Source organism: Phycicoccus sp. M110.8 (assembly GCF_032464895.1).
In the GTDB taxonomy this organism is placed as follows: Bacteria; Actinomycetota; Actinomycetes; order Actinomycetales; family Dermatophilaceae; genus Pedococcus.
Window position 1 is genome coordinate 359,213 of the sequence record NZ_JAWDIC010000004.1, and the last position, 20,304, is coordinate 379,516.

15 protein-coding genes are annotated in these 20,304 nt (G+C 72.8%); 3 read left to right on the forward strand and 12 right to left on the reverse strand.

The features are described from left to right. Window positions 1-137 precede the first annotated feature (137 nt). Window positions 138-1,943: a GNAT family N-acetyltransferase gene (locus RKE38_RS17145; protein WP_316008683.1), complete on the forward strand. Its 1,806-nt coding sequence runs from the start codon at window positions 138-140 to the stop codon at window positions 1,941-1,943. Window positions 1,944-2,250: 307 nt separating this feature from the next. On the opposite strand, the gene RKE38_RS17150 is transcribed toward RKE38_RS17145, so the two are convergent. From RKE38_RS17150 to RKE38_RS17200, 11 genes are all read right to left on the reverse strand, one after another. Further along, window positions 2,251-2,763, reverse strand: coding sequence for a DsrE/DsrF/DrsH-like family protein (locus RKE38_RS17150; RefSeq protein WP_316008684.1), 513 nt, complete (start codon window positions 2,761-2,763; stop codon window positions 2,251-2,253). A 48-nt stretch (window positions 2,764-2,811) separates the two neighbouring features. Continuing rightward, window positions 2,812-3,126 carry a TusE/DsrC/DsvC family sulfur relay protein gene (locus RKE38_RS17155; protein ID WP_316008685.1) on the reverse strand — a complete coding sequence of 105 codons (315 nt, stop codon included), beginning with the start codon at window positions 3,124-3,126 and terminating at the stop codon, window positions 2,812-2,814. Window positions 3,127-3,148: 22 nt separating this feature from the next. Next, the gene (locus RKE38_RS17160; protein WP_316008686.1) at window positions 3,149-4,426 is read right to left on the reverse strand and encodes an FAD/NAD(P)-binding oxidoreductase; all 1,278 of its coding nucleotides are present in this window, start codon (window positions 4,424-4,426) and stop codon (window positions 3,149-3,151) included. A 15-nt stretch (window positions 4,427-4,441) separates the two neighbouring features. Beyond that, window positions 4,442-5,488 (reverse strand): zinc-dependent alcohol dehydrogenase family protein, encoded by a 1,047-nt coding sequence (locus tag RKE38_RS17165; RefSeq protein ID WP_316008687.1) that lies wholly within the window; start codon window positions 5,486-5,488, stop codon window positions 4,442-4,444. A gap of 199 nt (window positions 5,489-5,687) precedes the next feature. Next, window positions 5,688-6,038, reverse strand: a complete 351-nt coding sequence (locus RKE38_RS17170; protein ID WP_316008688.1) for a hypothetical protein — start codon at window positions 6,036-6,038, stop codon at window positions 5,688-5,690. Next, window positions 6,035-6,763 carry a respiratory nitrate reductase subunit gamma gene (gene narI / locus RKE38_RS17175; protein WP_316008689.1) on the reverse strand — a complete coding sequence of 243 codons (729 nt, stop codon included), beginning with the start codon at window positions 6,761-6,763 and terminating at the stop codon, window positions 6,035-6,037. Before narI ends, RKE38_RS17170 begins: the two co-directional genes overlap by 4 nt. After that, window positions 6,763-7,479: a nitrate reductase molybdenum cofactor assembly chaperone gene (gene narJ / locus RKE38_RS17180; RefSeq protein ID WP_316008690.1), complete on the reverse strand. Its 717-nt coding sequence runs from the start codon at window positions 7,477-7,479 to the stop codon at window positions 6,763-6,765. Before narJ ends, narI begins: the two co-directional genes overlap by 1 nt. Continuing rightward, the gene (gene narH / locus RKE38_RS17185) at window positions 7,479-9,164 is read right to left on the reverse strand and encodes a nitrate reductase subunit beta (RefSeq protein ID WP_316008691.1); all 1,686 of its coding nucleotides are present in this window, start codon (window positions 9,162-9,164) and stop codon (window positions 7,479-7,481) included. Before narH ends, narJ begins: the two co-directional genes overlap by 1 nt. After that, window positions 9,164-12,877: a nitrate reductase subunit alpha gene (locus RKE38_RS17190; protein ID WP_316008692.1), complete on the reverse strand. Its 3,714-nt coding sequence runs from the start codon at window positions 12,875-12,877 to the stop codon at window positions 9,164-9,166. Before RKE38_RS17190 ends, narH begins: the two co-directional genes overlap by 1 nt. Before the next feature lie 23 nt (window positions 12,878-12,900). Next, window positions 12,901-13,461, reverse strand: coding sequence for a hemerythrin domain-containing protein (locus RKE38_RS17195; protein ID WP_316008693.1), 561 nt, complete (start codon window positions 13,459-13,461; stop codon window positions 12,901-12,903). Beyond that, a complete protein-coding gene (locus tag RKE38_RS17200) occupies window positions 13,454-14,659 on the reverse strand; it encodes an MFS transporter (protein WP_316008694.1) in 1,206 nt (401 codons plus the stop codon). Before RKE38_RS17200 ends, RKE38_RS17195 begins: the two co-directional genes overlap by 8 nt. Before the next feature lie 269 nt (window positions 14,660-14,928). Here RKE38_RS17200 and RKE38_RS17205 point away from each other — a divergent pair, with 269 nt between their 5' ends. Further along, window positions 14,929-16,434: an AAA family ATPase gene (locus RKE38_RS17205; RefSeq protein ID WP_316008695.1), complete on the forward strand. Its 1,506-nt coding sequence runs from the start codon at window positions 14,929-14,931 to the stop codon at window positions 16,432-16,434. Window positions 16,435-16,441: 7 nt separating this feature from the next. On the opposite strand, the gene ppdK is transcribed toward RKE38_RS17205, so the two are convergent. After that, window positions 16,442-19,210, reverse strand: coding sequence for a pyruvate, phosphate dikinase (gene ppdK / locus RKE38_RS17210; protein ID WP_316008696.1), 2,769 nt, complete (start codon window positions 19,208-19,210; stop codon window positions 16,442-16,444). A gap of 170 nt (window positions 19,211-19,380) precedes the next feature. On the opposite strand from ppdK, the gene RKE38_RS17215 reads away from it, so the two are divergent. After that, entirely contained in the window at window positions 19,381-20,259 is an 879-nt protein-coding gene (locus tag RKE38_RS17215) for a universal stress protein (protein WP_316008697.1), read from the forward strand. The last annotated feature ends 45 nt before the right edge of the window (window positions 20,260-20,304 follow it).

Consider the following 20,304-nt stretch of genomic DNA (forward strand, 5'->3'; position numbering starts at 1 on the left):
TCGTCGGCGCGGCGGGCGCCGGACCACAGGGACCTTGGACCCGGGCACGCTCCCTCGCCCGACTGGAGAGTTGGCGCAGGGGTGGGAGGAGGGCGAGCGCGGTGCCGGGGAGGACCTTGACGCGAGACGGTGCGCCCGTGGTGCTGCGGGTGCCGCGGCTGGACGACCTGGACCGTGTCCAGCGCCTGCTCGACGGGCTGTCCGCCCGCTCCAGCTACCAGCGCTTCCTGTCCGCGTCCCCGCTGTCGGAGGAGTACACGGCGGTCCTGCTGGACCGGCACCGGACGCTGGACGCCCTGGTCGCCACGATGGGGGACGCCGTGGTCGCGGTGGGGTCGACGCACCGGCTCGACGCGGACAGCGCGGAGTTCGCGGTCGCCGTCGCCGACCGGGTCCAGGGCCACGGCGTGGGCACCCTGGTGCTCGAGGGGCTCGTGGACCGGTCGATCGCGCGGGGACTGCACACCCTCAGCGGGCAGGTGCTCAGCACCAACGGCCAGATGCTCGACGTCCTGCGACACCTGGGCCCCGACGTGCGGGTCGACGCGCAGGAGGGGGTCGCCGACGTCTGGATCGACCTGGACCGGGTGGAGGACCTGCGCCGGGCCATGGGGGCCCGCACCGACATCGCCTGGCACGAGTACCTCGACCCGTTGTTCCACCCCGAGTCGGTGGTGGTCGTGCACGAGGACGGGCCCGAGCGGTGGACCGGAACAGCGGGCGCGCTCCGCGTCCGCAGCAGCGCGCCGGTGCGGCACCTCACTGTCCCGCTGGACCGTGGACCCCGCGGCGAGCTGCCGCTCCTGCTCGACCTGGCCGTCGTCGGGGACGTCTCCGACCCGGCCCGCGTGGTCCGCGAGGTCGTCGGTGCCGGGGCCCGGGCCGTGGTGCTCGGTTCCGGCCGTCCGGCCCAGGAGGTCACAACGACGGTCCTCGAGGCCGCCCGCGTGGCGGCCGCCATCGGCGCCCGGGTCATCGGTCCGGGGGCTCGCCTCGTCGCCGGCACGCGGGAGCCGGGTGCCCTGTGGGTCGGGACCGCGGCCGCGCACCTGCGGCCTGGGACCGTGGCGGTCGTCGGCGACCGGGGGCGCGCGACCGAGCTGGTCACGCGACTGGCCCGGCACCACGTCGGCATCGCGGCCGCCGTCGACCTCGGTGCCGCGGTCGGTGTCGGTGTCCCGGACGCCGCGGCGTGGCTCGCGGGCGAGCCCGGTGTGGGTGTCGTGCTGGTCTCGTCGGACACGACGAGCGGCCGTGCCCTCGCCCGGGCCCTGGCGCACCAGGCGCCGCACGGTGCCCCTGTCGTGGCGCGGCTGGGCCAGGCACCCCCGACCAGCGGCGGCTCCCCGTGGTACGTCGCTGCCGCCGACGTGCACGAGCTGGTGTCGACCGGGCGGCTCTGCGCCACGGGGACCGGCTCCCCGGCCGCACGGGTGGTGCTGCTGACCAACGACCCGTGGAGCGAGCACGCCGGCGCCAACAAGCGTCTCCCGGCACTCGGCCTGTCGCTGCCCGACCTCACGCAGTACGTCGAGCGACGGGTCAAGGCGCTGGTCCCCGGCACCCGGGTGCGCGGGGCGGTCGTGGCCCTCGAGCGCGACGTCGCGGCGGGTCCGCTGGCGGCAGTGCTCGACAGCCTCTGCGAGGAGCCGGGCGTGGACGCGGTCGTGGTGGACGTGGCGCCGACGCCGCGGCTGCGCCGCAGGGAGCTCGACCGGGTCGTCGGCCTGGTGCACGAGTCGCACCCGGGCGTGGCGCTCCTGCTGGTCGACGGAGGCCTGCTCGACGCGCACGGGCACCCGCTGCGCAGCGACGTCCCCAGCTTCGCCGACGACGCCAGGGCCCTGCGTGCCCTGTCGGTGGCTGGTCGTGCCGGGCGCGTCGAGGACTGTGAGGGGCTCCTGCCGGCGCCCGGCCCCCGCGGGGGCCGACGACGGCGGTGACCCGGGCGCCCCGACGACCCTCCAGCCGCAACGACCCTGCAACCGCAGGGACACGCCGCACCTCGCGGACACGCACCGGGACCAAGGTCCTGTATCGGACGGAGCACGGCGGCCTAGCGTCGGCACAGGGCGCTGGGCCGGTGGTGCGGTTGGCACCCAGGGAGCGCTGGCACGCGCCCTGCCCGGAGGGGCTGGGTCGTCCCGGGTGCGTCAGGCGCACCGGGGACGACCCAGCGGACCCGGACCGCTGCCGCACGGGGCAGGCACCCGAGAGGCGGCTGGGGGCCGTGGGGCGGCTGGGGCAGGCTCAGATGAAGAGCAGCTGGGCCCCGTCGGTCTTCTCGATGAAGTCGGCGGCGCTGATGATGCCCTCCACCTCCTCGTAGAGGTCCTCCTCCGTGAGGTGGTTCATGTCGGCCGACAGGCGGCACGCCCACAGGTGGCCGCCGGAGTCGACGATCTGCTGGAGGAACTCCGGCACCTCGGGGACGTCGACCTCGGCGATCGACTTGCGCAGCCGCGACGTCGCCATGTGCGTGATGCCGGGCAGGCCGCCGAGGCCCTGCGGCATGTGCGTCGCCGTGTTACCCAGCGGGCTGAACTTGAGCTCGCCCATCGTCTTCTTGTTGATCATGTCGAAGCCCCAGAAGGTGAAGAACAGGTGCGTCTCCACCCCCTCGCCCAGGGCGGCGTTGGCCAGGATGAGGCCGGGGTAGGCCATGTCGAGGTTCCCCTTGGAGCAGATGATGGCGAGCTTGCGGCCCGCCGTCGCCTCGGTGCCGAAGTCGGGGATGATGGCGGGGGCTGTGTCGGTGGTCATCGTGCGTTCTCCTTGGTGTGCAACGGTGTCGGGGTCGGCAGCGGTCGGTCAGACGCAGCCGTGGGGCTTGGGCAGGCCCGCGACGTAGGCGAGCTTCTTCGCCGGCTTCTGCGGGAAGAGGGCGAAGAGCTCCTTGACCGGTATGCCGCCCACGGTGCTGATGCGCCGCAGCGTCGCCGTCTCGCCCTGGTCGGCGAAGTCCTGGCGCAGGAACCGGATCGCGCGCCAGTGCTCGTCGGTCAGGTCGATGCCGATCTGGGCGGCGAGGGCCTTGGCGAGGTCCTCGTCCCACTCGGCGTACTCCGTGAGGAAGCCCTCGGGGTCGACCTGGACCGTGTGGCCTGCGATGGTCGTGACGGGCATCGGACTTCTCCTTCTCTGGTGGTCACATGTGGACGACGGGCGTGGATGCGTCGGCCGTGGGTGCGTCCGCCGGGACCTGCTTGCCCGTCATCGACATGTGGTCGGGCAGCGGCAGGTAGCGGCCGGGGAGCAGGACGTTCCAGTAGATCCAGCGGAACGCGAGCTTCCCGAGGTGGTTGGCGCGGGTCTCCTTGAGCAGGCTCAGCGGCCCGACCCCCGGCAGCGGGAACTTCCCCGGCAGCGGCTGGGTGTCGTAGTTGAAGTCGATGAGCAGGCCCTTGCCGTCACCGGACTCGACGAAGCAGTTGGCGTGCCCGTCGAAGGAATGCGGCATCGGGCGACCGGCGGCGTGGGCCACGAAGTTCTCCACGAACAGGTCGACGGCGAAGTGCGCGACGGACCCGGCCTTGGAGGCGGGGATGTCGGAGGCGTCGCCGACCGCGAAGATCGTGTCGTACTTCGTCGAGAGCAGCGTGTGCTTGTCCACCGGGACGTAGTTCAGCTCGTCGCCCAGGCCCGACCGGGCCACGTAGTCGGCGCCCATGTTGAGCGGGACCGTGACCAGCAGGTCGAACGGCACCTCGCGCTCGTCGTAGGAGACGAGTGCCTTGTGCTCGTCGTCGACCCGCTCGACCATGAAGTCGGGCTCGACGAGGATCTTGCGCTCCTCGAGCATCGACCCCAGGTGGGCGGACGCGATCGGCTGGGTGAAGGCCCCCGACAGCGGCGTGACGAAGACGAGCTCGACGCGGTCGCGCACGCCCCGCTCGCGCAGGTGGGCGTCCGCGAGGAAGGTAAACTCCAGCGGCGCCACCGGGCACTTGATCGGCATCTCCGTGACGTGGACGACGAGCCGGCCGTGGTCGAAGTGGCGCAGCGCGTCGGCCAGGGCCCTGGACCCGTCGAAGGTGTAGAAGTCGAAGATGCTGCGGCGCCACTGCTCGCCCAGCATCCCGGGCGTCTGGTCAGGCCGCGGCGACGTGCCCGTCGCGATGACGAGATAGTCGTACGCGAGGGTGCGCCCGTCCTGCAGGTGCACGACCTGCTCCTCCGGGGCGACCCGGTCGATCTCGGCGAGCACCAGGTCGACCCCGTCGGGGATGAACCGGTGCCGCTTGCGCACGACCTGCTCGGCGGCATACGTCCCGAACGGCAGGAAGAGGAACCCGGGCTGGTAGAGGTGGTCGTCGTCGCGGTCGACGACGGTGATCTGCCACGACCGGCGGTCCAGCCGGCGTCGCAGCTTGTTCACGACCATCGTGCCGGCGGTCCCGCCGCCGAGCACCACGAGGCGCTTCATGGCCTTCGTCCCCTCTCAGGACCGAGCCGTGAGGACGACCTTGAGGGCCTGGGTGTCCGCCGCGTTGGCGAAGACCTCGTAGGCGTCCATGAACTCGTCGAGGTGGAAGTGGTGGGTCACGAGCTGGCCGAGGTCGAGCTGCCGGCTGGCGAGCAGCCGCAGCAGGGTCGGCGTCGAGTACGTGTCGACGAGGCCGGTCGTGATGGTGACGTCCTTGATCCACAGGTCCTCGAGGTGCAGGGTGGCCGGCTTGCCGTGGACGCCGACGTTGGCGACGGTGCCGCCGGGGCGCACGAGCGCCGCACACTGCTCGAAGGTGCCGGGGATGCCCACGGCCTCGATCGCGACGTCGGCGCCGAGCCCGTCGGTGAGCCCGCGGACCACCTCGAGCGCGTCGTCCCGCGAGGCGTCGACGACGACGTCGGCGCCGACCCGCTTGGCCGCGTCGAGTCGCGAGCCGGCCACGTCGATGGCGACGACGTGCGAGGGGCTGAAGAGCTTGGCGCCCATGATCGAGGAGAGCCCGATGGGGCCGGCGCCGACGACGGCGACGACGTCACCGGGGCGCACGTGCCCGTTGAGGACGCCGACCTCGTACCCGGTGGGGCCGATGTCGGCCAACATGAGGACCTCCTCGTCGGTGACGCCGGCGGGGATGGCGAAGGTGGAGGTGTCGGCGAACGGCACCCGCACGTACTCGGCCTGCGTGCCGTCGATGAGGTGGCCGAGGATCCAGCCGCCGCCGCCGAGGCACTGCCCGTACCGGCCCTCGCGGCAGTACCGGCACGACCCGCACGAGGTGATGCACGAGACGAGGACGCGGTCGCCGGGGGAGAGGTTCTTGACCCCGGCACCGATCGACTCGACCGTGCCGACCGCCTCGTGGCCGAGGATGCGACCATCGGTCACCGCCGGGACGTCGCCCTTGAGGATGTGCAGGTCGGTGCCGCAGATGGTGACCGCGTCGACCCGGACGATGGCGTCGGTGTCGTCCTGGATCGAGGGCGTGGGGACCTCCTCCCACGACTTGCGGCCCGGTCCGTGGTAGACGACGGCGTGCATGGTGAGCTCCTCTCGCGGCCTGCACCGTGCAGGTCCCACGAACCACTCCACCGTGCGCCGGCGCGGGGCAGGAGAGACCTAGGTCCCGTGTGGCCCAACCCACGCACCTAGGGGGTATGCCGGGTGCCCCGGGTCGGCAGGGGTCGCCCCGGCTCAGCGCGTGCCGGCGCGGGCCGGCGCGGCTGGACGCGGGAGCGCGTCAGCGCAGGGCGACGGTGAGGAGGATGACGCAGTCCTCCAGCGCCCGGGCGCCGTGCCGGTCCTCGGGGATGGCGACCAGCTCGCCCGCGCGCACGGTCCACGACGTGCCGGCGGCGGCATACAGGCGCGCACTGCCGATGACGACCTGGAAGGTGGCGGCGGCAGGGGACTCGTGCTCGCCGAGCTCGGCACCCTCCGTGAGCGCCATGAGGACGGCGCGCTGGGCCGTGCCGCCGACGAGCAGGCGTGAGGCATGGCCGTTGGACTGGCTGCGCGCCTGGTCCAGCAGCTCGGCGCCGGCCGTGCGCAGGTCGAGCGGCTCGTGGTCCGCGGGGTGTGGCGCGCTCATCGTGACCTCCCTGCCTTCTCCCAGCCGCGAGCCGGTGCCCGCGTGCCCTCGCGTGCCTCGTCGCGGCTGCGGTAGACGATGTACGGGCGGGTGAGGTAGCCCACCGGGGCGCTGAACACGTGGACCAGCCGCGTGAACGGCCAGAGCGCGAACAGGACGAACGCCACGAGGGCGTGCAGCTGGAACCCGACCGGTGCGTCTGCGATGAGCGAGGCGTCCGGCCGGAACAGGAAGATGCTGCGCCAGTAGGGCGAGACGCCCTCGCGGTAGTCGTAGTGGCCAAAGATGCTGCTGGCCACGGTGTTCCACATGCCCAGGACGATCACGCCGGCGAGGAAGACGTACATGAGCTTGTCCATCCGCGTCGTCGCCATGAAGACGGGCCCGACCGTGCGCCGGCGGTAGACGAGGATCACCAGCCCGGCCAGCGTGGCCAGGCCGGCGAGGCCGCCGAGGGTGACGGCGAGGAAGTGGTAGAGCCCCTCGTGCACGCCCACGGCCTCGGTCCACGACTTCGGGATGACCAGGCCGACGACGTGGCCGCCGACGACGCCGAGCAGCCCGAAGTGGAAGAGCGGGCTGCCCCAGCGCAGCAGCCGGTTCTCGTAGAGCTGGCTGCTGCGCGTCGTCCAGCCGAACTTGTCGTACGTCCATCGCCAGTAGTGCCCCACGACGAAGACCGCGAGGCAGGTGTACGGGACGATCACCCAGAGAAAGGTGTCCATCAGGGCGCTCCTACCGGGATGGTCGGGCCGAGCTCGGTCGGCTCGGTGGGGCGGGGGTTGAGGCGCGGGTCCAGGGCGTAGGGCTGGGTGTCGAGGCCGACGTCCTCCGACGGGGGACCCGCGGCGACCAGCGCGGCGAGCTGCTCCTCGTCGTCGCCCTGGAGCTCCGGCAGCGTGGCGACGAGGGCGAGCACCACGTCGTGCCACGGGGATCCCTTGTCGGCCAACGCGATCCGCAGCACCTCGAGCCCGGCGCGGTGGTCGAGGAGGAGGCGCCAGGCCACGTCGAGGTCCGTCGTGGCGCCGAACTCGAGCACGACGCCGAGGTGGTCGGGCAGCTCGTCGGTGTCGAGCTCGGCGCCGGCACGCCGGTACGCCTGCTTGAACTGCACGAGGGCCAGCCCGCGCTTGCGGGTGTCGCCGTGGGCGAAGTAGGTCAGGTAGAGCGAGCACCGGCGGGTGACGTCGAAGGTCTCGACGTAGTCGCGCTGCAGCTGCCCGAGCGGGCAGGCGCCCACGTCGGCCAGGAACCGGCGCAGCGGCTCGGCGACCGACGCTGGCAGCTGCGCGACGGCGGACTCCAGCAGGGGCCGGCGGGACACGAGCTCCTCGGTCGGGTAGTCGAGCAGCAGCGACACGACCTGCCAGGCCGTGGCGAGCGTCCGGTCGTCGAGGCGCCCCGCTGCGGCCCGTGTCCGTCGGCTGCGTCCGAGCATCACCGGTCGTCCTCCGGCCGCTTCTTCGGGAACAGGCCCCGCGGCGAGCCCTTGCCGTCCCAGTTGAGCAGGTTGACGCGACCGCGCAGGCGGCCGGGTGGCTCCGGTGCGTCCCCACCGCTGAGGTCGTCGGCGGTCTGCCGCTGGCGCAGCATCTGGAAGTTTTCCACCGCCACCGGCGTGAGCTCTCCCGAGCCCTCGCCGAACGGTCCGGACTGCCCCATCATCCCGGGGCCGCCCTCGTAGTCGAGCGAGCACTCGGTGGCCAGCTCCTCCAGGGCGTGCGCCTGCTCGGCGTGGGCGGTCGGGATGACGTAGCGCTCGTCGTACTTGGCCAGCGCCAGCAGTCGGAACATGTCGTACATCGACTCGCCGTCCATGCCGACGGCCTGGGGGATGGACTCGTCGGGGTCCCGCCCGAGGTTGATGTCGCGCATGTACGACCGCATCGCCGCCAGCTTCTTCAGCACCGCCTCGACGGGCGCGGTGTCCCCGGCCGTGAACAGGTTTGCCAGGTACTCCACCGGGATCCGCAGGGTGTCGATCGCGGCGAAAAGGTTGCCGCGGTCCTCGGCGTCGTGGCCCGTGTCGCGGACGACGTCCACGACCGGCGACAGCGGCGGGATGTACCAGACCATCGGCATGGTGCGGTACTCCGGGTGCAGAGGCAGCGCGACCTCGTAGCGGGAGATGAGGGCGTGCACCGGGGACCGCCGTGCGGCCTCCACCCAGTCGCGGGGTATGCCGGCCAGCTCGGCCTCGCGCTGCACCTCCGGGTCCTCGGGGTCGAGAAAGACCGAACGCTGCGCGGCATACAGCTCGTGCTCGTCCTCCACGGAGGCCGCCTCGAGCACCTTGTCGGCGTCGTAGAGGACAAGCCCGATGTACCGCAGCCGGCCCACGCACGTCTCGGAGCACACGGTCGGGATGCCGACCTCGACCCGGGGGTAGCAGAACGTGCACTTCTCGGCCTTGCCCGTGCGGTGGTTGAAGTAGACCTTCTTGTACGGGCAGCCGGACACACACATCCGCCAACCGCGGCACCGGTCCTGGTCGACGAGGACGATGCCGTCCTCGGAGCGCTTGTAGATCGCCCCGCTCGGGCACGACGCCGCGCACGAGGGGTTGAGGCAGTGCTCGCAGATCCGCGGCAGGTAGAACATGAACGTCCGCTCGAACTCGAGCTTCACCTTGTCGGTGATGTTCCGGAGCATCACGTCGCGGGCGGCGTTCTCGCCGCTGCCGCCGAGGTTGTCGTCCCAGTTGGCCGACCACGACACGTTGACCGGCTTGCCGGTGATGAGCGAGATCGGCCGGGCGACGGGGAAGTGCTGCTGCGCCGGGGCGCTGAGCAGCGTCTCGTAGTCGTAGGTCCAGGGCTCGTAGTAGTCCTCGATCGAGGGCAGCTTGGGGTTGGAGAAGATGCTCGCGAGCTTGCGCCACCGGCTGCCCGAGCGCAGCGTCAGCCGGCCGCGGCTGGTCAGCGCCCAGCCGCCCTGCCAGGTGTCCTGGTCCTCGTAGGTGCGCGGGTAGCCAAGGCCCGGCCGCGTCTCGACGTTGTTGAACCAGACGTACTCGGTGCCGGCGCGGTTGGTCCACGCCTGCTTGCACGTCACCGAGCAGGTGTGGCACCCGATGCACTTGTCGAGGTTCATCACCATGGCCATCTGCGCCATGACCCGCATCAGTAGGTCACCTCCTGGGAGCGGCGGCGGATGACCGTCACCTCGTCGCGCTGGTTGCCCGTGGGGCCGAGGTAGTTGAACGCGAAGGACAGCTGCGCGTAGCCGCCGATGAGGTGGCTCGGCTTGACCAGGATGCGCGTGAGCGAGTTGTGGATGCCGCCACGCCGGCCGGTCTTCTCGGTGAGCGGGACGTCGATGAGCCGGTCCTGCGCGTGGTGCATGTAGACCGTGCCCTCGGGCATCCGGTGGCTGACGACCGCGCGGGCGTTGACGACACCGTTGCGGTTGACCGCCTCGACCCAGTCGTTGTCGCGGATGCCGACCTTGGCGGCGTCCTTGTCGGAGATCCAGATCGCCTGGCCACCACGGGACAGCGAGAGCATGAACAGGTTGTCCTGGTACTCGCTGTGGATCGACCACTTGTTGTGCGGCGTGAGGTAGCGGACGGTGACGCCGAGCTCGCTCGTGCTGCCGATCTCCGGCTCGCCGAACACCTGGGTCATGTCCAGCGGTGGCTTGTAGACGGGCAGTCCCTCGCCGAGCTCCTGCATCCAGTCGTGGTCGAGGTAGAAGTGCTGGCGGCCGGTGAGCGTGTGCCACGGCTTGAGCCGCTCGACGTTGATGGTGAAGGGGGAGTAGCGCCGCCCGCCGGTCTCCGAGCCCGACCACTCCGGGCTGGTGATGACCGGCACGGGCGCGGCCTGGGTGTCGGCGAAGGTGATCTGCTTGCCCTCGTGCTCGGCCGCCAGGTCGTGCAGGAGGTGGCCGGTGCGCTTCTCGAGGGTCTTGAAGCCCTGGGTGGCGAGGTGCCCGTTGGTGGTGCCGGACAACGCCATGATCGTCTCGGCGACGTGGCGGGCGTCCTTCAGTGACGGTCTGCCGTCACCCGCGCCGCCACGGACGACGCCGTTCTTGTGGCGCAGGTACTCGACCTCGCGCTTCACGTCGTACGCGACGCCCTTCTGGGCCGTGCCCAGGGTGTCCATGAGCGGGCCGAGCGAGACCATCTGGTCGTGCACGGCGCCGTAGTCGCGCTCGACGACGACGAGCTTCGGCATGGTCTTCCCGGGCACGGGGTCGCACTCGCCCCGGGCCCAGTCGCGCACGCGGCCGTGCGGCGTGGCCATGGCGTCGGGGCTGTCGTGCAGCAGGGGAGCGGCCACGAGGTCCTTGCGCACGCCGAGGTGCTTGGCGCCCAGGGGCTGGAACGCCTCGGCGATCGCCAGGAAGATGTCCCAGTCCGTCCTCGTCTGCCACGGCGGGCTGATCGCCGGGTTGAACGAGTGGATGAACGGGTGCATGTCCGTCGTGTTGATGTCGTGCTTCTCGTACCACGTGGCCGCAGGCAGGACGACGTCGCTGAAGATCGTCGAGCTCGTCATCCGGAAGTCGAGCGTGCAGAGCAGGTCGAGCTTGCCCTCCGGCAGGTCGTCGCGGTCCGGTCGGGCGGAGACCGAGCTGTCGGTCCCGAGCAGGTGGCGCAGGAAGTACTCGTTGCCCTTCGCCGACGACCCGAGGAGGTTGGCGCGCCACATCATCAGCACCCGCGGCCAGTTCTCGGGGGCGTCGGGGTCCTCGCACGCGAACCGCAGGCTCCCGTCGGTGAGGCCCGCGACGACGTGGTCGGCGGGTGACCGGCCGGACCCCTCGGCCTCGTCGACGAGGTCGAGCGGGTTGCGGTCGAACGTCGGGTACGACGGCATCCAGCCGAGCCGGGCGGACTGCTGCAGCAGCTCGTGGGTGCTCCGGCCGTCGAGCTGCCCGGTGCTGGTCGCCCCGGCGAGCGAGCCGGCCTCGTAGTGGTCGTAGTGGTGCTGGTCGGTGTGCAGGTACCAGTACGCCGTCTGGATCATCTGCCGCGGCGGCCGCACCCAGTCCAGGGCGAAGGCCATCTGGGCCCAGCCGGTGATGGGGCGCGCCTTCTCCTGGCCGACGTAGTGGGCCCAGCCGCCGCCGTTGCGCCCCTGGCAGCCGGTGATGGTCGTCAGCAGCAGCATGCAGCGGTAGGTCTCGTCGGAGTGGAACCAGTGGTTGGTGCCGGCGCCGACGAGGATCATCGAGCGGCCGCCGGTGTCGGCGGCGTTCTGCGCGAACTCACGGGCGATCCGCGCGACGGCCTGCGCGGGCACACCCGTGATCGCCTCCTGCCAGGCCGGGGTGTAGTGGCCGTCCGGGTCGTCGTACCCCGACGGCCAGCTGCCCGGTAGCTCCTCTCGCGCAACGCCGTACTGCGCCAGCAGGAGGTCGAAGACGGTCGTCACGAGGTGCCCGCCGACGCGACGCACGGGCACGCCCCGGCGCACGACCTCCGACTGCCCGCGGGGTAGGTCGAAGCGCGGCAGGTCGACCAGGGCGGTGCCCTCACTGGTGTCCTGCAGGCTGAGTGCGGGCACGACGTCGCCGAGGTCGAGGTTCCAGCGGCCTTCGCCCTGCTCGCCGAACCGGTCGCCGAGCGTGCCGTTGGGGACGACGTGCTGCCCGGTCACCGAGTCGACCAGCACCGTCCGGAACGCAGCGTTCTCGGCCTGCGCCTCCGCGCCGCCCAGGTCGGCCGCGGTGAGGAACTTCCCCGGCCGGTATGCCGGGTGCCCGCCGTCGGCGCCGTCCGGGTCGGCGGCGGGCCGGACGGCATACTCCTCGAGGCACACGAGGAACGGCAGGTCGGTGTACCGGCGGGTGTACTCCTCGAAGTACTCGACCTGCTTGTCGACGAAGAACTCCTTGAGCACCACGTGGCCCATCGCCATGGCCAGGGCGCCGTCGGTGCCCGGCGCTGCCGGCAGCCACTCGTCGGCGAACTTGACGTTGTCGGCGTAGTCGGGGGAGACGACGACGACCTTCTGGCCGCGGTAGCGCGCCTCGGCCATCCAGTGGGCGTCGGGGGTGCGGGTCACGGGGACGTTCGAGCCCCACATGACGAGGTAGCCGGCGTCCCACCAGTCGCCGGACTCGGGGACGTCGGTCTGGTCGCCCCAGATCTGCGGCGAGGCCACGGGCAGGTCGGCGTACCAGTCGTAGAACGAGAGCATCGAGCCGCCGATCAGCGACACGAACCGGGCACCCGAGGCGTGCGACACCATCGACATCGCGGGGATCGGGGAGAAGCCGGCGATGCGGTCGGGTCCCCACTGCTTGATGGTGTGGACGTTGGCCGCCGCGACGATCTCGGCGGCCTCGCCCCAGCTCGCGCGGACGAGGCCGCCCTTGCCGCGGGCGGCCTTGTAGCGCCTGGCCTTCTCCGGGTCGCCGACGACGTCCGCCCACGCCAGGACCGGGTCGCCGAGCCGCGCCTTGGCCTCGCGGTACATCTCGAGCAGGACACCCCGGACGTAGGGGTAGCGGACCCGGGTGGGGGAGTAGGTGTACCAGGAGAAGGCGGCGCCCCGCGGGCAGCCGCGGGGCTCGTACTCCGGCCGGTCCGGCCCGGTCGACGGGTAGTCCGTCTGCTGCGCCTCCCAGGTGATGATGCCGTCCTTGACGTACACCTTCCACGAGCACGAGCCCGTGCAGTTGACCCCGTGCGTGGAGCGGACGACCTTGTCGTGGCTCCAGCGATCGCGGTAGAACGCGTCGCCCGCCCGGCCGCCCCTGGCGTGGATGGTGCGCCGGTCGGCCGACACCTCCGCCCGGGTGAAGAACCGCCGGGTGCCCACGAGGGCCTCGGCGAGGGGCCCGTCGAGGCCCGCGGGTGTCGCGTCGTCGGTGGTGGTCACGGGCGGGCCTCCTGCTGGGCTCGTCAGGCGTGCTGGTGGTCGTGGGTGTGGTCGTGCGGGTGGTCCTGGTCGTGCGGGTGGTCGTTGTCGTGCGGGTGGTCGTGGTCGTGGTGTCCGGCGGGCTGCGCGAGGGCCGAGCCGGCGACGAGCCGGGCGGTCTCCACCGAGGCCCAGGCGTCCTCGTCGAGGATCGACAGGGACGCGGGAAAGAGGCCGTCCTGCTCCTTGAGGATGTGGTCGCGCAGGCGCTCCATCGCGGTCAGCAGCTCGGCCGGCCAGGCGGGGTCGTTCGGCGTCCCGGCCGCGGCGCGCGACAGGACCGCCTCGATCTCCCGGTGCTCGCGCTCGAGGACGGCGACGTGGTCGGGGAACTCGTGGGCGAGGTGTGGGAACAGCCCGTGCTCCTCCACGGCCGTGTGGGGCGTGAGGATGCGGGCGATCCGCCGCGCGACCTCCGCGGCGCCCGCGACGTCGCCCTCGCGCACGCACACCCGCACGCGGGCGATCTCGGCGACGACGGCGTCGTGCTCGCGGGTGAGCTCGGCGATGGAGGCGATGTCCTGGCAGCCGCAGTACTCACACACGAGCGGTCTGCACCTCCTGCGCCCTGGCGGTGCCCCGCACGACGCTGAGCGTGAGCAGGAGACACCCGACCGCCACGAGGGCGAGCAGCACGAGCCCCCAGCCGTAGGAGCCGGTGCTGCTGTAGACGCTGCTCATGACGAGCGGGGGCACGAACCCACCGAGACCACCTGCGGCTCCCACCAGCCCGGTCACCGACCCGACCTGGGCCGCCGGGGCGGCCCTGGCGACGAGCGCGAAGGTGGCGCCGCTGCCTGCGCCGAGGGCGGCCGCCATGATGAGGAACGCGGCCGTGCCGAGCGGCATGAGGCCCGGCGTGGCCGCCTGCACCGCCGCGCCCCCCGCGACGACGCCGAAGACGGCCGCCAGGACCGGGACAGGGCCGAACCGGTCGGCGAGCCAGCCGCCGACCGGCCGCATGACGACGGCGACGAGGACGAAGCCCGCCATGCGGTTGGCCGCGTCCGCCTGCTCGAGGCCGTAGGCCGTCTTGAGGTACGCGGGCAGGTACACCGAGAACGCGACGTACCCGCCGAACGCGACGGCGTACAGGATGCAGGCCTGCCACGCGATGGGCAACCGGGCGGCGGCGACGAGCCGGGTGGCCACGCTCGTCGTGGGGACCACGCGTCCCGGGGCGTCGCGCAGCAGCAGCCAGGCCGCCACGGCATACACCGCGAGGGCTGCGGCGGTGATGAGGAAGGGGGCGGTCTCGCCCACCCCCTTCACCAGCTTGACCGTGGTCAGGGCGCTGATCGCGGTGCCGCCCATGCCGGCGCCGAACACCCCGATGGCGAAGCCGCGGCGCTCGGGCGGGAACCACGCGTTGACGAAGGGCACCCCGATGGCGAAGGCGGTGCCGCCGATGCCGAGGAAGAAGCCGCCGACGAGCAGGCCGGCGAACGAGTGCTGGCCGAGGAGGCCGATGTACAGGACCGGGACGATGGTCGCGACCGACACGACCGGGAACATCACCCGTCCGCCGAACTTGTCGGTGAGCGCCCCGACCGGGATCCGGCCCAGTGACCCGACGATGACCGGCACGGCCACCAGCAGCGCCTGCTGACCAGAGCTGAGGGCCAGGACGTCCTTGAAGCGCGGTCCGAGCGGGCTGAGCAGGGCCCAGGCCCAGAAGTTGATCGCGAAGCCCACCGTGGCGAGCACGAGCATCCGCGTCCCCGTGCGCGAGTTCGGTGGCATCGGTGCCGTCCCCTCGTGAGCTCTGCCGTCGAGTGCTGGGCCTGTCGGAAGGTGTGTCATGTTCGTCCTACCAAAGTCGGGAGCGTCGCGCGAGGGGACATGCGGACGCGGTGCGCGGCGGCGCCCTCCCGAAGGGTGACGGCCGTCGAGGCTCCCGAACAGGGACCTTCGGCCCGGTACCCGGACGAGCCGCCCCGCGAGGCTGGAGGTGGCGGCCGACGACACGGACCGGTGGGCCGGCGTCGCCCGCACCGGCAGGAGGTGGACCCGTGGGGACCGGGCAGGTGTCTGCGGCCGGCACCTCCGGGCGTGGCGGCTGGGGGGCGGACGTGCGGGAGACGCACTCGGCTGTCGTGGTGCTGCTGGGCGACCGCGCCTACAAGGTGAAGAAGCCGGTCGACCTCGGGTTCCTCGACTTCACGACCCTGGAGTCCCGCACGGCGGCGATCTCCCGTGAGCTGCGGCTCAACCGCAGGACGGCCCCCGACGTCTACCTGGGCACCCTCGAGGTCCGGGACGCGGGCGGCACGGTCTGCGACCACCTCCTGGTGATGCGCCGCATGCCCGAGGACCGGCGGCTGGCCACCCTGGTGCGGGCCGGCGTCGACGTCACGGTCCCGCTCCGGCAGCTCGCCAGGGACCTGGCGGCCTTCCACTCGACGGCGCGCACCGGCGCCGCGGTCGACGCCTGCGGCTCGCCGGAGGCCCTGCGCGGTCGCTGGGTGGACAACCTGCGGGGGCTGCGCCAGCACCCCGTCGACACGGTGCCGCCCCAGCTGCTGGACCAGGTGGAGCAGCTGGCGCTCGAGTTCGTGGAGGGGCGGGCTCCGTTGCTGCAGAGCAGGATCGACGCCGGCCTGGTGCGGGACGGCCACGGCGACCTGCTCGCCGACGACGTGTTCTGCCTCGAGGACGGGCCGCGGGCCCTGGACTGCCTCGACTTCGCCGACGAGCTGCGCTGGATGGACGTGCTCGACGACGCCGCCTGCCTCGCCACCGACCTCGAGCGGCTCGGGGACCCGCGCGCGGGGGAGCGGTTCCTCCACGACTACGAGGAGTTCTCCGGCCGGCGGCAGCCGCCCGCGCTGCGGCACCACTACACGGCATACCGCGCCGTCATGCGGGCGAAGGTGGCGGCGATCAGGGCCGGTGCCCACGGCCTGCCCTCCGGGCCCGACGCGGACGAGGTGCGGCAGCTGCTCGACATCGGCCTCGCCCACCTGCTGCAGGGTCGCGTGCGCCTGGTGCTCGTCGGCGGTGGACCCGGCTCGGGCAAGTCGACGCTGTCCTCCGGGCTCGCGGACCGGCTCGGTGCGGTGCTCATGGCGAGCGATCCCGAGCGGAAGGCGTTGATGGGCCTGGACCCCACGTCGCACGCGCCGGCGGCCTTCGGGCAGGGGATCTACACGCGCGAGGCCACGGCGAGGACGTATGCCTCGCTGGCGGACCGCGCCGCGGCCCTGCTCGGGCTCGGGGAGACGGTGGTCGTGGACGCGTCGTTCTCCGACGCCGCCGAGCGGGCGGCGTTCCGGCAGGTGGGCGTCACGGCGCACGCGCCGGTCGCTGAGCTGGCGTGCACCGCGCCACGCGAGGTGCTGGAGGCGCGGCTGCTTCGGCGCGCGGACGTGCCGGACCGGCACGGCGACGCGGACCTGGCCATAGGGCGACGGCTCGCCGCCCAGGCGGCCCCGTGGCCGGAGGCCGTCGTGGTGCCGACGGGGGAGACGACCAAGGCGGCCACGCTGGACGCGGCCCTGCGCCAGCTCGACCGCTGAGGGCGGGCTACCGGCTGTCGCTCGCCGAGACGCCCTCCTGCAGCACGGTCGCCCTGCCCACCTCGAGCCGCGCCACCGGGACCCGTGGCGGCGAGCACGACACGTAGTCGACGCCGCAGCCGGTGAGGAAGCGGATCGACGCCGGGTCGCCGGCGTGCTCTCCACAGACGCCGAGCTCGAGCCCGGGCCGCGCCGCCCGACCCCGGTCGACGGCGATGCGCACCAGCTCGCCGACCCCGCGCTGGTCGAGGGTGACGAACGGGTCCTCGGGCAGCAGGCCGCTGGTGGCGTAGCTGGTGAGGAAGCTCGCCTGGGCGTCGTCGCGGGACATGCCCCAGGTGGTCTGCGTGAGGTCGTTCGTGCCGAAGGAGAAGAACTCGGCCAGGCCGGCCAGGTCGTCCGCGGTGAGGGCCGCCCGGGGCAGCTCGATCATGACCCCGACACGCGGGGCGGGACGGTCCGAGCCGAGGTCGCGGGACGTCTGCTCGGCGACCTCGAGGATGTGCTCCCGGGCAGCGGCCAGCTCGGCGACGTCGCTGACGAGCGGCACCATCACCTCGGGCCGGGGGTCGAGGCCCTCGGCGGCCAGGCGCGTGGCGGCGGTGACGAGCGCCCGCACGTGCGCGTCGACGAGCTCGGGGTGGACTGTCAGCAGGCGCACGCCGCGCAGGCCGAGCATCGGGTTCGCCTCGGCCCAGCGCCGGGTGGCCTCCAGCCGCGAGGGCAGGGCGTCGGGCACCACGGCGCCCGTCGCCTCCAGCCGAGCCACCTCGACGGCCAGGTCGGTCGGGTCCGGCAGGAACTCGTGCAGCGGCGGGTCGAGGAGGCGCACCACGACCGGCAGGCCGTCCATGGCTCGCAGCAGGTCGACGAAGTCGTCGAGCGCGAGCGCCTCGATCCGGGCCAGCGCGTCGTCGGCATGGCTGTCGAGGACGACGCGTTCGACGAGCTCGCGCCGTTCGCCGAGGAGCATGTGCTCGGTGCGGCACAGCCCGATCCCCGTCGCGCCGGCGGCCCGGGCCTCGGCAGCCTCGGGGGCGGTCTCGGCGTTGACGCGGACCTTCACGGCGGCCCGCTGGTCGGCGTGCGCGAGCAGGCGTCGTACCGCCCGCAGCACGACACCGTCGTGCGTCGTGGCCTGCGAGGTGGTGCCGGCACCCTCGTCGCCCACCGGCGCCGTCCCTGTCGTCGACAGGGCTGGGCTCGTGGTGTCGCTGGTGGGGAGGCCACCGGCCACCGGGCTCGGCCGCACGGCGAGCGCCCCGGCATACACGGCCCCGGCGGTGCCGTCCACGGAGACGAGGTCGCCCTCGCGGACGACCTGCCCGGACGTGGTGCGGGCCTCACGCGCGTCCTCGTCCACTACGAGGTCGGAGACTCCTGTGACGCAGGTGCGCCCGAACCCGCGCGCGACGACGGCGGCGTGCGAGGCCAGTCCGCCGCGGGCGGTCACGACCGCGATCGCGGCGAGGATGCCGGGGAGGTCCTCGGCGCTGGTCTCGGTGCGGAACAGGACGACGTCCTCGCCGGCCGCGCGCCGGGCCACGGCGGTGGCCGAGTCGAACACCGCCGTCCCGGCCCCGGCTCCCGGGCTGGCCGGCAGCCCGGTGACCAGGGGCGACGTGCCTTCGGGGACGTCGAACCGGGCGTGCAGGAGCGACTCGAGCTGGTTGCCGTCGACGCGGACCAGCGCCTCGTCCTCGGTGATGAGCCCCTCCTCGGCCATGTCCGCGGCCATGACGAACGCGGCGGCCGGGCTGCGCTTGCCGACTCGGGTCTGCAGCATCCACAGCCGGCTGTCCTCGACGGTGAACTCGACGTCGCACAGGTCGCGGTAGTGCTTCTCCAGCGTGGACAGGTGCGACAGCAGCTCGCGGTGGGCCGTCGGCTCGAGGTCGGCGAGCCGGGCGAGAGGTACGGTGGCGCGGCTGCCGTTGACGACGTCCTCGCCCTGCGCGTCGGTCAGGTAGTCGCCGTATGGGGCGGCGTCACCCGTGGCGGGGTTGCGGCTGAAGCACACCCCGGACCCGGAGTGCGGGCCGGTGTTGCCGTAGACCATCTGCATCACGGTGACCGCCGTGCCGAGGGTGTCCGGGATGCCCTCATGGCTGCGGTACAGGCGCGCCCGCGGGCTGTTCCACGAGCTGAAGACGGCGTCGATCGAGCTCGTGAGCTGCGCCCACGGGTCCTGCGGCAGGTCCTCGCCCGTCTCCGCCACGAGGGCACGGCGGTACCGGCGGACGAGGGCGCGCAGGCCGGTCGCGTCGAGCTCGGCGGCCGAGGCGACGTCGTGGGCGGCGAGCACCTCCGAGCGCATGGTGTCGAAGACCGTCGCAGGTGCCCCGAGGACCGTTCGCCCGTACATCTCGACCAGTCGCCGGTAGCAGTCCCACACGAACCGCGGGTCCTGGCGCTGGGCGAGCCGCTCGGCCAGCGCGTCGGTGAGCCCGACGTCGAGGACGGTCTCCATCATGCCGGGCATCGAGAACCGCGCCCCGGAGCGAACCGACACCAGCAGGGGCTGGTCGCCCTCGCCGAAGGTGCGGCCGGTGGAGCGCTCGAGGGCGACGACGGCTCCTCGGACCAGGCCGTCGAGCTCCTCGGGGCGGTGCCCGGTGCGCAGGTACTCGCGGCACGCCTCGGTCGTGATGGTGAAGCCGTGCGGGACCGGCAGGCCCAGCCGCGTCATCTCGGCGAGGTTGGCGCCCTTGCCTCCGAGGAGGTCGGCCATGCCGCGTTCGCCGTGGCTGAAGGGGACGAGCAGGGGTGTGGTCATGCCGCGATCGTCCCGGCGGCCGGTGGGCCTCGACAGGGACCTTGGGCCCTGACCGCCCGGCTCCGATGTCGGCCACCGTTGGAGCCGAAGGGGTTCTGGCCCGCACCGGGTGGACGGGTCCCTTCGCCCCCACAGTTCCTCCGACCGACAGCGGGTAGGACATGACAGGCATGCAGCAGCCAGCGGTGGTCGTCGGGACCGACGGCTCCTGGGAGTCCCACGCCGCCGTCCGCGCGGCGACCCGGCTCGCTGCCCTGCACGGGGAGTCGCTCGTCGTGCTGGCCGTCTCGCGGCCGGTGGACACCAGCCTCACGGGTCACCGGTCGGCGCAGGACGCCGCCCGGGGCAGGGGAGTGGCCACGGCCACCCGCGCCGTCGAGCTCGCGCACGAGACCGACTCGACGGTGCACGTCGAGGCCGTGGTGCTGACCGACCTCGAGGACCCCGTCCTGAAGTCGGTCGCCGCCCGGGCGTCGCGCCTGGTTGTCGGCGGCCACGGCGCGGGTGGGCAGTCGGCCTTCTCGCTCGGGTCGGTGAGCGAGGCGCTCATGCGGCAGATCCCACGGCCCGTGCTCGTCACCGCGACCAGCCGCAGCTCCCGGAGGCTGCGCGCGTCGTCCAGCGCCGGCGCCGTCCCCAAGGTGCTCGTCGGCTTCCGGCCCTCGATCGATCCCACCCACCTGCTCACCCTGGCCGCCGAGGAGGCCGTCGTTCGGGGGGTGGTGCTGCGGGTGCTGACGAGCGTGCCGGGTCGGGGTGACGTCGCCGAGGTGCAGCACGCCGTGTGGGAGGCCATCAGGGCCGACGCGACCTGTGCCGACGTGGCGGCCGAGGTGGAGGTTGTCCGGGAGCCGCCCGAGGACCTGCTGCACGGCGAGCCCCGGGAGACCGACCTCCTCGTGGTCGGGACCCGCGGTGGCGGCACGCTGGCCGGGCTCGTCCGCGGCTCGGTGGCGCGCAGCGTCCTCGACGACCCGCCGTGCGACGTCCTCGTGGTGCCCCCCTCGGTACTGGCGGTCCCGACCCGCTCCCACGCCTCTGCCGGCTGACGCACCCGCGTAGCGGACCCACCGCGCCGTATCGGACGCACCGCC

Coding starts and splice junctions, on each gene's coding strand:
- narI (WP_316008689.1), bottom strand. CDS start 6,763: ATGGACACCTTTCTCTGGGTGATCGTCCCGTACACCTGCCTCGCGGTC.
- RKE38_RS17215 (WP_316008697.1), top strand. CDS start 19,381: ATGCAGCAGCCAGCGGTGGTCGTCGGGACCGACGGCTCCTGGGAGTCC.
- narH (WP_316008691.1), bottom strand. CDS start 9,164: ATGCGGGTCATGGCGCAGATGGCCATGGTGATGAACCTCGACAAGTGC.
- narJ (WP_316008690.1), bottom strand. CDS start 7,479: ATGCTCGGACGCAGCCGACGGACACGGGCCGCAGCGGGGCGCCTCGAC.
- RKE38_RS17155 (WP_316008685.1), bottom strand. CDS start 3,126: ATGCCCGTCACGACCATCGCAGGCCACACGGTCCAGGTCGACCCCGAG.
- RKE38_RS17200 (WP_316008694.1), bottom strand. CDS start 14,659: ATGCCACCGAACTCGCGCACGGGGACGCGGATGCTCGTGCTCGCCACG.
- RKE38_RS17165 (WP_316008687.1), bottom strand. CDS start 5,488: ATGCACGCCGTCGTCTACCACGGACCGGGCCGCAAGTCGTGGGAGGAG.
- ppdK (WP_316008696.1), bottom strand. CDS start 19,210: ATGACCACACCCCTGCTCGTCCCCTTCAGCCACGGCGAACGCGGCATG.
- RKE38_RS17170 (WP_316008688.1), bottom strand. CDS start 6,038: ATGAGCGCGCCACACCCCGCGGACCACGAGCCGCTCGACCTGCGCACG.
- RKE38_RS17160 (WP_316008686.1), bottom strand. CDS start 4,426: ATGAAGCGCCTCGTGGTGCTCGGCGGCGGGACCGCCGGCACGATGGTC.
- RKE38_RS17150 (WP_316008684.1), bottom strand. CDS start 2,763: ATGACCACCGACACAGCCCCCGCCATCATCCCCGACTTCGGCACCGAG.